This window comes from Sphingobacterium sp. GVS05A (assembly GCF_019969845.1).
Taxonomy (GTDB): domain Bacteria; phylum Bacteroidota; class Bacteroidia; order Sphingobacteriales; family Sphingobacteriaceae; genus Sphingobacterium.
Genome location: NZ_JAHXYR010000002.1, coordinates 1 through 12759 on the forward strand (window position 1 = coordinate 1; position 12759 = coordinate 12759).

13 protein-coding genes are annotated in these 12759 nt (G+C 39.9%); 2 read left to right on the forward strand and 11 right to left on the reverse strand.

What is annotated here, in order from left to right; translation table 11 throughout:
* Window positions 1-186: 186 nt before the first annotated feature.
* Entirely contained in the window at window positions 187-606 is a 420-nt protein-coding gene (locus LC454_RS04850) for a hypothetical protein (RefSeq protein WP_223580183.1), read from the reverse strand.
* 74 nt (window positions 607-680) lie between these two features.
* On the reverse strand, window positions 681-1730 hold the full coding sequence (locus LC454_RS04855; RefSeq protein ID WP_223580185.1) for a type I restriction endonuclease: 1050 nt from the start codon (window positions 1728-1730) through the stop codon (window positions 681-683).
* Between the two features lie 285 nt (window positions 1731-2015).
* On the opposite strand from LC454_RS04855, the gene LC454_RS04860 reads away from it, so the two are divergent.
* A complete protein-coding gene (locus LC454_RS04860) occupies window positions 2016-2576 on the forward strand; it encodes a thermonuclease family protein (protein ID WP_223580186.1) in 561 nt (186 codons plus the stop codon).
* A gap of 12 nt (window positions 2577-2588) precedes the next feature.
* Entirely contained in the window at window positions 2589-3098 is a 510-nt protein-coding gene (locus tag LC454_RS04865) for an SH3 domain-containing protein (RefSeq protein ID WP_223580188.1), read from the forward strand.
* 68 nt (window positions 3099-3166) lie between these two features.
* Here the strand turns inward: LC454_RS04865 and LC454_RS04870 are convergent, their stop codons facing one another.
* The 9 genes from LC454_RS04870 to LC454_RS04910 all read right to left on the reverse strand — a co-directional run bounded on the left by LC454_RS04870 (window position 3167) and on the right by LC454_RS04910 (window position 12758).
* Entirely contained in the window at window positions 3167-5098 is a 1932-nt protein-coding gene (locus tag LC454_RS04870) for a fibronectin type III domain-containing protein (protein ID WP_223580190.1), read from the reverse strand.
* 2 nt (window positions 5099-5100) lie between these two features.
* Window positions 5101-6687 (reverse strand): hypothetical protein, encoded by a 1587-nt coding sequence (locus tag LC454_RS04875; RefSeq protein WP_223580192.1) that lies wholly within the window; start codon window positions 6685-6687, stop codon window positions 5101-5103.
* A 64-nt stretch (window positions 6688-6751) separates the two neighbouring features.
* Window positions 6752-7435 carry a hypothetical protein gene (locus LC454_RS04880; protein ID WP_223580194.1) on the reverse strand — a complete coding sequence of 228 codons (684 nt, stop codon included), beginning with the start codon at window positions 7433-7435 and terminating at the stop codon, window positions 6752-6754.
* Complete coding sequence (locus LC454_RS04885) at window positions 7419-8816, reverse strand: hypothetical protein (protein ID WP_223580196.1); 1398 nt, start codon at window positions 8814-8816, stop codon at window positions 7419-7421. The genes LC454_RS04880 and LC454_RS04885 overlap by 17 nt, the downstream gene beginning before the upstream one ends.
* 9 nt (window positions 8817-8825) lie before the next feature.
* On the reverse strand, window positions 8826-10130 hold the full coding sequence (locus tag LC454_RS04890; RefSeq protein ID WP_223580198.1) for a hypothetical protein: 1305 nt from the start codon (window positions 10128-10130) through the stop codon (window positions 8826-8828).
* Between the two features lie 11 nt (window positions 10131-10141).
* Window positions 10142-11128 carry a hypothetical protein gene (locus tag LC454_RS04895; RefSeq protein WP_223580200.1) on the reverse strand — a complete coding sequence of 329 codons (987 nt, stop codon included), beginning with the start codon at window positions 11126-11128 and terminating at the stop codon, window positions 10142-10144.
* Window positions 11129-11175: 47 nt separating this feature from the next.
* Window positions 11176-11385 (reverse strand): hypothetical protein, encoded by a 210-nt coding sequence (locus LC454_RS04900; protein ID WP_223580202.1) that lies wholly within the window; start codon window positions 11383-11385, stop codon window positions 11176-11178.
* A gap of 9 nt (window positions 11386-11394) precedes the next feature.
* On the reverse strand, window positions 11395-11982 hold the full coding sequence (locus tag LC454_RS04905; RefSeq protein WP_223580204.1) for a hypothetical protein: 588 nt from the start codon (window positions 11980-11982) through the stop codon (window positions 11395-11397).
* Complete coding sequence (locus LC454_RS04910; protein ID WP_223580206.1) at window positions 11982-12758, reverse strand: hypothetical protein; 777 nt, start codon at window positions 12756-12758, stop codon at window positions 11982-11984. The genes LC454_RS04905 and LC454_RS04910 overlap by 1 nt, the downstream gene beginning before the upstream one ends.
* Window position 12759: the final 1 nt, after the last annotated feature.

The window sequence follows — 12759 nt, forward strand, 5'->3', positions numbered from 1 at the left end:
CATGGCTTCTGCCTTGAAGCGTTCAAAGTCGAATGGGTCTTTTTCTTTCATGACCGTGTCGTTTGAATAATTGAATATAAATAATCTTATTGAATTATTCCTCTGACACAGTTCATGTTACAGTCTCGTAACCTTTATTTCTAATGACCTAGTAATACTTTAGGGGAGATGAAAAAGTACATATTCCTATTCTCCAGGTTTTCTTACGACGAGTACCGAATCCATACCTGCATTGAAATAAAAAATATTATCCGAAAGCACTTTTGCCCCAAATGCATTACTAGCCCTATATCGATGTATCATTTGAAAACCCTGTCGATCCTTTAATAATTTATATTGCTTAACCATAATTTTTTTTCTTTCCTCCATGTCAGTACTTTTTGAAAATTCATTCTGCAGATTAAAATACTCAGCACCGGTACCAATCATATCGATTGATTGCAATGAATCCAAAGATCCAAATTCAATAGCCTCATAACTCTTCGGATCATTTGCATACTTAAGTATATATTCTTTGATTAAAACTTTAGCCTTCTCTTCATTAGAAGGCTTTACACATGCTACCACTAATAAAAAAAGTGTTGCGAGAAAAATTGTTCTTTTCATAATTTCCAGGCGATAAAATAATTTTTAAAATATTTTTGGCTTCTTAAGGTTTCCAGGTATCATCATAGGGATAATTAGTAGTTAATGACCGTATCGACAATCTGTTCCGAATATTTGTAGATATCATCCAATGAGTCCAGATCGTATTTGGCTTCCTTTTTATCTTTGTCAAACAAACCTATACGGAGGCGATTGGGCGTAAAATAAAAACGACAAATTGGTTTGCGATTGTTATCATCTAGCAGGATGCCGCAATAGGACTGATTATCCCGCATAAAAACACGCCCCACCTCAATATCCTTCCGTAAGATGGATTTAATGATCAAGTACCCCTCAATCTCCTCTTCGGTAGTAACGATCACTGCATCGGGTTCTATCGGTGCAACTGCAGCATTCTTTTCTTCGGCTTCAGTTTCCTTTTTGAGCGCGCTTTTAAGTCGCTCAGCAATCTGATCATTGACAATCTGTGTAAAAACACGCTTGACCAATGGTGTAAACTGCTCCAAAACCTTTGCTGTGACAACACTCGGATAAGCCTGTTTCGCAAAAAACCGAACGAAATCGTCACTCGGGGTCTGCATTTCAGCCATAACTAAAATCGTCAGCTCATTAAAGTATTTTAATTCGCTCGCAACGCTGGAAATGCTTTCCAGATCAAATTCTGTTTTGTGGAATTTGCGCAATTCGGATACCTCATTGTCTTTGATATCCATAATCTTAAATTCAAAAAATGGCTTTTCGTCCATCTTATTTGGCGTAACCAGATCAGTGTAAAATCGGTATTCTACACCATTAGTCAACAAACCAAACTTGGCTTCTGTCGTATGGAAATAACGGAACAGTTGCGAATTATGCGGATCAAGCCCATCTGCATAATGTTTGCATTCTATTAAGATAACGGGTTTATCTTCACGTAAGATCGCATAATCAACCTTCTCTCCTTTTTTGATACCGATATCAGCGATAAATTCAGGTTGCACCTCAAAAGGATCAAAAACATCATAGCCCAATATCTTCAAAAATGGCATCACCAAGGATGTCTTTGTAGCTTCTTCTGTTTTGATCTGTGGTAAAAGTCGGTCAACACGCTTGGCAAATTGACGAATCTCATCTTTAAAATCCATAGTTTTCAATTTTTAATAATGGCTTATTTGATTTTACTATAAAGCGATTATGTTATTTACTTTTTTCTGATAATTCAAAAGTAGAAACTAACGACCAGGGCTTTTTACGGGAAACCATAAATCCGAGAAAATGTAAATCCTAATTTTGAACCATATTATTCACCCACAAATAATTACAACATGTATAATCAAATGGATGGCGCAAAAAAGAAATCAAACTAGAAAATTGCCTCAACCTGACCGAGCGAAGAAAAGGGGAAAAATAGTATAAAAACAGATCGCCAAATGAAAAGTATCAATCAAAAATGGAACATGCTGTTCAGCTCACTTATGCTGATTTCAACATCGCTGATCAGCTGTAATCAAAAAAAAGAAGCGCAGGTCAATCAGTTCGCAGCTTTCGCAAGCAGCAATACTGATCACACCAAAATAACAACAGCCAAGGACTATAAAATCACCAAAGTCTCCGATGGGGATACCTTTTGGTGTAAGGATGAAAATGGCAAACGGATCAAAGTTCGATTGATCGGTATCGACGCACCCGAACCCCGTAATTACTTTCACAAGAAAGAGCAACCTTTTGGAAAAGAAGCGTCAAAATATGCGCAAAAGCTGCTGCAGAATAAATCTGTAAAATTGGAACTCGATGTTAATCCCTTGGATCAATATGGGCGCACCCTGGCCTATGCATACTTTGCAGATGGCACCCTCATCAATGAAAAAATCATTAAAGAAGGGTATGCGGTACTAATGACCATTCCGCCAAATGTAAAATATCAGCAACGTTTTGTCTATGCCCAGCAGTATGCAAGGGATCATCAACTTGGACTATGGAACAAAGAATAAAAGAATATTATTATGATAAAAATTATTAACATTCTGCTGGCAACAACATTATCAGCACAGCTTGGATTCAGCCAGACCACAGCCAATACTTATGCTGCGGTAGATCATGAGCATGCTTTCGGAAGATGCACAGGCTCCGCATACTGTACCGCCTGTCGCAATTGCAGTAAATGTGCACACTGTGCGCGTGGTGGATCCTGTGGTGTATGTAATCTTGATATGAAAAAGAAATCTACGTCTAAAATCAAGAAACAAAAAGATCCAGTGAAAGCACCAGCAAAACCAAGTGACAACACATCATCGGGAAATAAAGACTACCACCTAAAAAAAGTGGAGTTAAAAATTGAAAAAGCAGACCTGAGAAAGGGGCCTGCGCTAGATTTTCCAATTATTACGACTATCTATAGAACTCAAAAACTAATCTGCCTTTCAAATATCGGAAACTGGGCAAAGGTACAGACTGACAAAGGACTTGTCGGCTTTGTAAGTAGTGACGCCATCAAAATAAGTAGTAACGAATAAAACAGGGGGCAAAAAACGGGAAGGGCGTTCTAAGATAATAGAACGCCCTTCCCGTTTTCCGTTGTTATTTAATAGGGATAAAAAGCAGTGACCGCTCCGTACGTGGTACCATAAGCATTGGTAGCATATGCCCGTACATAATAAGTGGTATACCGAGTTAATCCTGTCACACTTTTAGAAAAATACCCCGTCGAATTCCCGATTACAGCTGTCCTAATCCCATTCGATAAAGTCGGCATACTATAAGATGAGCTGTAAACAAATCCCCGTTCGGTCATTGTACTTCCGCCATCTGTTGCGACATAGCCATTGAAGGTCGCATAGGAACTGCCAATTCCATTAACTGATGAGGTGTTCACTCCGGTAGGTGCCGTATAAGGTGAGGATGTGGTAAAATAAATTATATTTCCATAAGCGGTTCCGGCCTCATTGGTTGCATATACTCGGGCATAGTAAGTCGTACCTGCAGCCAAGCCTGTCAGCGTTACGTTTAAATTTCCAGTACCTGTCCCTAAACTAACGACAGTACTGTTCCCGACTGTGGGCCACGAATTTGTATTGCTATATACAATACCTCTTGAAGTAATAGTCCCACCTCCCGCTGTCCCCACATAACCAGACACATAGACAGAACTCCGCTGAATATTCGAAGCACTGTAGGTATTTAGATTGGAAGGTAGGCTTGGTAACAAGGTTTTAAAAGTATAGGTATTTCCATAGGAAGTACCAGCCTCATTGGTTGCGTATGATCTAACATAATAGGTGGTGTTATACTGTAAGCCAGAAAGTGTCATGTAGAAATTATCGGGACCTGCCCCACCTGAGATAGCTTTCCCACTGTTCAATGTTGGCGCGGCATTACTGCTGCTATAGACCACTCCTTTTGAACTGATCTTTCCGCCACCGGTACTTCCAATATAACCGCCCGTATAGGCGGAAGTCATCGTCACACTCGTAGGACTCATTGTAGAAACACTGGGCAAATCTGGCAATAAGGTTTTAAAATTTACAACTGGCCCATAAGCTGTACCTGCACTATTGGTGGCAAAAGCACGTACATAATAGGTCGTATTTACCGCCAATCCTGTCAGTTGGCCAGAGAACGATCCCGTGCCCGAGCCGATATTCACGACGGATCCATTGGCAATACTGGGCACGCTATTGGTGGCACTATAACATAAACCCCGTGCAGTAATCGATGCTCCATTGTCTTCCAGAACAGCGCCTCCTACCACAGCCGAAGAATATGTAACTGAACTGACTACTGCTGTCGTTATCCCTGAGGCTACAATGGGGGATGCTGTCGTAAAACTTATAATCTGACCGTAGCCTGTCCCAACTGACGAAGTCGCGTAAGCACGTGCATAATAGGTTGTACCGGCCCTTAATTTAGTTAGGTTGGCTTTATACGATGTGCTTTGTGTATCCACCGCGAGCTTATCATTGGAAATTGTTGGATAAGATGTGATGTAACTATAGCAGATGCCTTTACTAGTGACTGGATATCCCCCATCATCGGTGATCTTTCCGCCTAGCTGTGCTGACACGCGTGTAATAGCTGTCGCAGCTTCTGTTTCCAACTTGGAGACATAACCGCTTTGGGTGGTAAAGCTCAACGGATCGCCATAGGCTGTTCCTGAGGCATTGGTTGCAAATGCTCTATAATAATAGGTCGTTGAAGGTTTAAGACTTTGAATATGCAAGGTAAACGTTCCGGTATCCAAATCACTGGTCATGAGCACTTTTTCACTGGAAATCGTTGGTTTAGATTGTGTAGAATAACAAATACCGATCTCTGTAAGCGCCTCACCATTTTTGGTATTCACCCTTCCGTTTAAAGTAGCATCGTTTTTGGTTACCCCCATCACCTGCAGTGTTGTCACTGCAACTTTATTATGTTGATTAAAATCAAACTGATCTTTGTCATCACAGGATACCCACGGAACGGTCAAAATAAACAGCAAATAAAGGTTTCGTAGGATAAAATTAATAGGTTTCATTATTATCGGATATTAAATGTTATGCCGCCAGTAAATTCAGGTTGCGTAAATTTTTTAGATGAAAATTGTTTATCGATAGCCATCAAAGAGGCACCGCCAATGAGATTGACGTAAGTACCGAGGCGAAGGGTCAGCCCTCCATAACCGGCAAAATAACCTGTTCTGCCATAGCCATCACGCTGTGCATAGTCATTGCGATATAGATGTGAATAAACTCCATAGCCACCGCCGATATTCAACAGCAACCAATCAGCGACCTTAAAATTGGGTCCTACTATAAGTTCGGTTTTATTCGGTTGGGAGCGGTTGGTATTGTAATAATACTCGTCGAGCTGACGGTCTGTTTTTAATCCATAGCGTATCGTCGTGAAAAAACCCACAAAACCGCCGCCGACTTCAAACCGTACACCGATGGGTGCTAATTTTCCATACTCGTAGCCAATATTGGTGAACATTTTTCGATTGGCCCTACGAAGAGCTTTAAGTTCTTCTTTCTCCCGCTTCTTTAACAGCGCATCATAAGCATATTGAGAGCTAGGATAATTTTTGTTCAGATCATCCATTGCTGTCGTAACATCATTCTTATAAGTCTGATTATCATCGGCATATTTACCGAGATAGGCTTGCAAATTGGATCGCACTGTCAATACCTCGGAAAACTCATAGTCGGATTGGCTTTTCAGCTGTCGATATCGACTCATTGCCTGAAAATAGTTTACTTTTAGGTACTCAAGGGAATTTTCAGGAAAGTCGTTTATAACTGATATTACTTTGTAATACTCCTGTGCATCATAGTCGGCTGATATAGCTGCAAATTTATTTTGCCTTTGCAGGGCCAAAGCTGCTGCACGCTTATCCTCTTCTTTTTTTCTGAACTCATCAAGCGATTTTGGTAATCCGGCAACAATATTTTTGATCTTTTCTACTTCCGCCGTACTTAACTTAGCCAGTGAATTATGGTCACTGCCTAAAATAGAATTTCCAAGTGCAACTATAGATTCTACTTCATGGTATGTTTGCGAAGTATTCTGGTCATATAGTTTGTACTTAACCATAAAATCATAATACTGAACAGGGCTCTCATCATATCCTGATTCTTTGGCAACCTTAATGGTGGCTAAACTCTGGACATAATCTTGCGCCTCATAGGATTTCCTGATCGCTGTCAACAAAACCTGCTGTCTTTCTATCTTTTTTTCCTGCAAGATTCGATTCTTGGTATCATCATAGCCTTGCTGTGTCTTTGGATAATCATGCATTTTGTCGAGTATCCTTTTTACATTACCGAGGTTGCTTGATTTAGGGTAATTTTTCAAAAACAGGTCACCCTGATTACGTACCTTATTGATGAGTTCAAAAGATGGATAGTCGCCATTATCCAATAATTTGAAATAATTTACGGTCATAAAGTAATCCACGAATTCTTTTGTCTTTGTCTTTCCGTGAATTTTATTTAAGGTATTTATGGACTCTTCATACAAGCCATCATCCATTTGTGCTTTGGCCTGGGCCAATAATTCATCGTTGGACGCTTGGGCAAAGCCCCAAAAAGTCATGCCCAATAAAAAAAGGGTTAATAAATATTTCATATCAATAGATTAATCTATGTAGGTTTTATCTGATACAACCACTGTTTAGCGGATGGATCCTGTTTTATAAATTCATGTTCAAATTCCAGTTTTCGTAATTCCGATGAAATTGCTGCAGCTTACTTATACCAGCATTTCTAACCGCAAGAACAGATTTCTTTCTTTTGAGATTGGCATCAAGATTTGGCATCCGCTCCAGTTCGTTCATTAAAGCCCTATACTGCCCTTCATCAAACTCAGCAAACCCTTGATTGATCAGAGAATTTACGCGCTGTGGCAGGGCTTCCGTATAGTGATTTAAAGCTTTGACTTTATTTTTGATCGCAGCAACCTCTGCCGTCGGGCCAAAGGTACTCTCGAGATGAGCGACCAGGATATTAAGATCTGCCTGTTTAACAGGATCTGAACGAAGCAATTTATTGATGCGGTTCATGCTCAGTTGAGTATATCTGTCATTGAGTTGCTGTAGCAGCATGTCCTGAATCGCTTTATTAAATAGATCCTGCGAAGCCGCATTATTGATCTCGATCAGCAAGTTGTTGTACTGTGCAGGACTAACATTGTCTTCGGAAATCTCCTTGATCTTATTTTCCAACACTTTATGCCCACTTGCCGTTGTGATAGCCGATTGCTTCGTAGAGCCCTGCTGGACTGGGGATGAACTCATCAGCTTCATCAAACCCACAATCAGTAAACCAACCCCTAGGGTAGCTCCCAAAAAATAAAGTCCCCTATACTTTTGATTCATTGCCTTTGGTCCCTCCTTTTACTGGCTGGCTAGATTGTTTTTCAGGCTTCTCCGGCTGCGATTTATTATTTTTATCGGTGGTAATCTCCTCACTATCTATCGGTCTTGAATTGGTAGTGGCGGGCTTGTCTTCAGGAATATCGCTTGGTATCAGTGCAGTCAGCTGATCACAAAGATGAAGGATACGATCCTCATCTTGGACAATAGATCGCAACTCGGCTTTGGTCAAAGCCTTCATATTCTTCTCCTCTCCTTTTTTGTAAAACTTCCAGCCTTCCGCGTTTCCTTTATAATTGAAAACGTAACCTTGCAAGGTGGAATCGGTAAACTCGAGGTAAAGTGCCCTACTTTTGGCAGTATCAATTTTGAAGGCAAAATTCTTGGCGGGTATTTCCTCTTTTACGACAATAGTATCGTTAGCTTTTTGTCCTGTTCCAAAAAAATTCATAACGAGGTCAATTCCCCAATAACCGATAGCAATTCCCAGAATTGGTCCGATTATCCAGGCCCATACCAGTCCGCTTGAGCTTTTTTCGGGTTCCAGTACTGGACGTTTAGGCAATACAATCTCTTCGGGACGCACCTCCACTTCTCCTTCGAAAATATTGACGTCCTTATAACGTGAATCAAAAATAAGTTTGTATTGCACACGGTCTCCATCTTTGCAGATGATAAATTGATCCTTCGCCAAACTAACCTCTTGCTCGTTGATCTTTACACGCAATCCATTTGTAGTGGTATTATTAAATGTAATCTTACGAACCTTTCCAAATAAGTTTTGCGTCGACTGAAAACCGAACTGTTGAGCGACGCCCTCATTTTGTATTGACTGTTCGTCCAGGAAATAGACTTTACTCGCATATACCAATTTGGGATTGTTGAAAGCATCACTCTGATCCAAAGTGAGATTCAAAAATTGATAATATATTGTTTTATCCAGTTCAATCACCGGTGTAATGCAATTGACTCGTTTGATGTCTTTTGCAGCCTCTTCTAGAATAAGATCGTAGTTTTGATTATTTAAACTCCCGTCCTTCATATGATTTATAAACTGTGTAGTGATCTGCAATAGATATTGCATGACACGTGACAGCAGTTCATTGTGCTTAACAATCAAACGCACTGCAAAAAATCCATTACGCTTTGCATTATCCTTCATACTCGTATTGATAACAGAATAAATCAAATGCTGCGATGTCCGCTTGATAGAATAGCAATACCCCTCATTAAACTGACCGACTTGACTGGTTTCATCGAATGAAAGCTGTAACTTTTCTAATTCATTTTTATTCAGTCCGGCCGACACATAATCATAATCCAGACCATTCAGAGTACGTTCAATAATAAGATGCACTCTATTTCTATAATGTGTACTTTCCATAAATATTTCTTAAAAAAATCTTTTCCAAAATGCGCCGCCTTTTACGACAAAACTATCTTCCAACATATTCTTCACCAGTTCTTGCGGATATTTATCTTCGATCGTAGTCACAATCTTTTCGTAAACAAGATCACCAATGGAAAAAGGCAGTATTTTGATCTTAAACTGGTTTCTGGAATTTTCCCGCGCTGTCTTACAGTTTTCGATCAGGGACAGGAACTCCTGATTCATGTAATCGAGGGCTAATTCACTTTCTGCCCTATCGTCATCGCGATATCTGGTCTGTTTGATATAATCAAACTTATTGACCACAAAATATACCGCATCCGTATTATCCAATACCTTGGAGTCCTTAAAAATGGATATGATATTGGTGTAGGCAATGCTTTGGTCTAATGCCGAGAAGAACTTTTCATCTTCAAAACGCTTATCGTGAGATAATGCATCAATAATAAATACCAGGATTTTTTTGTTGTTGCTTTTGACGTAATTGATAAATTGGGGGATCTCCGAATTTTCAAAGCCCTGATTAAAGATCTTCACATAATTTTCACCCGGGACCTCGACAATATTGAATGGATGGGTCGTACCTTTTTGATCTTTAAATGAAGTCGCGATATAGTTGTAACTTGCACTATCAGTACGTATCGGCAATACACCGTAATCTAAATTTCTCTTCAGGGTTTCCAAATATTTATTCCCATCGGGATTATAGCTATCGTGCATTAATATCCCCTGCTTATTGGAATGTTTGATGAGACTTGCCAAGATCGTTGATTTACCTGAGAATGGCATACCCACCATATAAAGATCGGTCCGTCCACTTTCCATGGGTGGCAGGTCCTCAATTCGCTTAAAGATCGTAATAGCGGAGGCACTGCTATAGAATTTCAATGCCTGAACCACTCTCTTTTCGACTCCAATACTTTCAAGATAGTCAAAGGTCAGTTTCTTCTCCCCGATAAGCTTTTTGATATCGTCGGCAGAAATTTCATTGTTCTTGATTTGTTCCAGCAATGTTTCACTGGTCTGAATCGGAGCACTTGGACTGGTCATCGTAGGTAACGGTGGCATTCCTGGCATCAGCGGCAACTCGACATCAATAGTTGGCAAACCGGGGATCGGAGGTGGTAAAACAATTTTGCCATTCCGACTATCATCCAAAAGCTGCAACTCTTTCAATTTGTCCCTGGTCAGACCATGCTGTTCCAATTCATCAAATGCGATAAATCCGCCCACTATAGCTTGATCCAAGGCAGGCAATGGAACCATATTACAGTTCGATAAAATATTTTGTTTTTTATGCTTATCCATCTTTTTAGGTATTAAAGTTCTATTGTTCCACCTCGATTAATAATTTCTGCTTCAGTGTCCTTTAAGCGGGGACTGTTATACTTGCGTACCCGATACGTGAAGTAAGGGATCAAAATAAAGGCATGCATAATCAGTATAATAATCAGTGGAAGGAGGTAATCGGGCGAATAGATCTTCGCTAATGCAATCGGGCTGTCCAAGGGCAAATTCCGGTCACTGGTCGTGACTTTGATAGGTTCATTGTCAACGGGTAGTTCCTTGATTTTTTCATTCACAAGCGTTGCGCTACTTTTCACAAAATCGTTCAGGGCAACGTAGTTTGTTGCCAAATTAAGCCTATCCCATTGCTGAAAGATCTGATTATAACTATCTGCTTTTTTGAACACTAAACTGTCCAACAATTTATGGTTATTGTTATATTTAACTTGATAAGCATTTAATATGGCATTGGTACTCGCCGACACATCAATACTTGCTGACGGACTGTTCAATATAGCTTCAGGCAGGTTAAAAGGTGGATTTCCCAATTCATTGCGTAGTACGTTTGTTCGCTGATTTTTATAGGCGTTTAATTTACCTTTAAACAGTGCCTCAAAAGTCTGCAACGATTCATTGGCACGTCTATCGTACTGTGTGGCTAAATCTTTGACAAGCAGCACTTTTTCATCTGCTTCTTTCTGAATTGCCTTTTTGCTATTTTTCTCAATATTGACCAAATGGATCATAAAGACATAGCTGATCAGACCAAAAACAATGAATACAATAAAAAATAAACTGGCGGTACTCTTCATATACCCTTGATTGAGCATACGCTCTTTGTTCCGTTTCAGCAGCTGTAGCACAAAATAGTAACAGACTACAATAATCAGGCTGACGGCTAGGCTCAACAACATGTTACCCTCTGTCATATAGAGCATTCCAAAGAAATTACAGAGTAACAGGATGAGCAGGAAAATGGATGAAACCACATCCACAAACAAAAAATTTTCTTGTTTCATATAGGCTAAATTTTCTTTACTTCTAGATTCAAATATTAATCGTTATACTAAGCCAGCGGTAGCGCATCTAGATACACGATGGAGGTTATCTCCAATGTGGTAGCAGTTGTAGGTTTATGTTCTATGGGCGCAACCTGTACCGGACCTCGTCTTACAACGTTTCCTGCTGTAAGGAAAAAGGTCCAAAAAAGCACACTCAGCAATACAAAAGCCGCCAAGCACAAGTAGTAATAAAATGGGTATTTTGAATGTTTCATAGATCTTTATTAAAGTGGACAGTTAACAATATACTCCCAAACGGTGCGAGGTGTTGGTGCCGAAACTTCCACGTAACAATAATTGGGTTTGCCAGGGGCGACTTCATAAATCCACTCCAACTGACCGGCTCCAGAAACAAGCCCGTCTGTATGAGCGATACGTTTACCATCGTAATACACTTTGATCTCATCTGGAATTGTTTTTGTATCGTACTGCAAAATTACACGCCCAGATTGATCGCCTAGGATATGCTTGGTCTTGGTGACTCCCTGACCGCCAGATTCTACCTTTGCATCACAGTTAACAATTGTATTTTCGGCTTTCTTTTCTTCCTTTGGCTGTGCCTGATTTTTCTCAATTTCCCCAAGTTGCAACGAATCAATGTTGTCAGGCAAGGTATTGACTTCCCCATCAACCTGTCTTTTAGGCGAAGCAGCGTGCCTATCCCGGCAGTCGTTCAATTCCTGTCTTAGCACCTCAATCGTATTCTCAGGATTCCAAAGCAAGGCATAAACGAGTAAACCGATAAGCAGAAACAATAAGGGATAAAATAGCCACCAGTTGTTGGCGAAAGATTTGTTTTTGACCTGTTCCATTACGATCTGTGGATTAAAGATTTAAAAAAGAAGACCAAACATATCAATCCCAAGAGAACGATCAGCACCCACCAATAAGTCACCGCTATATATTTTAGAAAGGCCAAAAAACTTTCTTTCTTACCTATTTCTATACCAACGTTTTCTTCTTTGACATCAGCCATAAAATACTCTTCGGGGATATCCGGAGAAGAAATAGGGTTTTCAATAGCAGACCCCGACTCCAGGCTTTCGGATTGTTTTGGAGCACTGTTATCAGCTATTGGGGGATCCATGTCTGGAATCTGTGGTGGCAATAGGGTATCCTGTGGATTAATTGTTTCCTGAAAGCTATCGCCAAGAAGATGCGGTTTACGATTTTGGTTATTCTCAAACTTCCAGCCCCAGATAATGCAGATATCCTGTCCATTGGTAAAAATAAGATTGTCCTCTGGATTAAAAACTGTTTGAAGAATTGCCCCCCAATACTGTACATTGGAGTCTTTATTCCGCATAAGATCTTCTATACGTTTTTGAAGTTCCCCCATTACCAGCCAATATTGTTTGAGACCATATTCCCGATAAGATGAATGCTCTAATGGTTGAAGGCCCATATGCACACTGTACCAATCAATATCAAAGTTGTTTTTAACGGGCTTAGCCAAAAAATTCCGATACTTTTTATCCAAGTTAAAGACCAAAAAATTACTGATTCTATCATACTGATTAAACAGGTAAGCATTGTCAAAAGATAATGGAATGTACCTATCAGTTGCTATTGAGTGAAATTTTTGCATT

Bases quoted from the DNA above. Each gene is read 5' to 3' on its own strand.
- LC454_RS04895 (WP_223580200.1), bottom strand. From the start codon at position 11,128: ATGAAACAAGAAAATTTTTTGTTTGTGGATGTGGTTTCATCCATTTTC.
- LC454_RS04870 (WP_223580190.1), bottom strand. From the start codon at position 5,098: ATGAAACCTATTAATTTTATCCTACGAAACCTTTATTTGCTGTTTATT.
- LC454_RS04910 (WP_223580206.1), bottom strand. From the start codon at position 12,758: ATGCAAAAATTTCACTCAATAGCAACTGATAGGTACATTCCATTATCT.
- LC454_RS04855 (WP_223580185.1), bottom strand. From the start codon at position 1,730: ATGGATTTTAAAGATGAGATTCGTCAATTTGCCAAGCGTGTTGACCGA.
- LC454_RS04900 (WP_223580202.1), bottom strand. From the start codon at position 11,385: ATGAAACATTCAAAATACCCATTTTATTACTACTTGTGCTTGGCGGCT.
- LC454_RS04905 (WP_223580204.1), bottom strand. From the start codon at position 11,982: ATGGAACAGGTCAAAAACAAATCTTTCGCCAACAACTGGTGGCTATTT.
- LC454_RS04890 (WP_223580198.1), bottom strand. From the start codon at position 10,130: ATGGATAAGCATAAAAAACAAAATATTTTATCGAACTGTAATATGGTT.
- LC454_RS04850 (WP_223580183.1), bottom strand. From the start codon at position 606: ATGAAAAGAACAATTTTTCTCGCAACACTTTTTTTATTAGTGGTAGCA.
- LC454_RS04880 (WP_223580194.1), bottom strand. From the start codon at position 7,435: ATGAATCAAAAGTATAGGGGACTTTATTTTTTGGGAGCTACCCTAGGG.
- LC454_RS04860 (WP_223580186.1), top strand. From the start codon at position 2,016: ATGAAAAGTATCAATCAAAAATGGAACATGCTGTTCAGCTCACTTATG.
- LC454_RS04885 (WP_223580196.1), bottom strand. From the start codon at position 8,816: ATGGAAAGTACACATTATAGAAATAGAGTGCATCTTATTATTGAACGT.
- LC454_RS04865 (WP_223580188.1), top strand. From the start codon at position 2,589: ATGATAAAAATTATTAACATTCTGCTGGCAACAACATTATCAGCACAG.
- LC454_RS04875 (WP_223580192.1), bottom strand. From the start codon at position 6,687: ATGAAATATTTATTAACCCTTTTTTTATTGGGCATGACTTTTTGGGGC.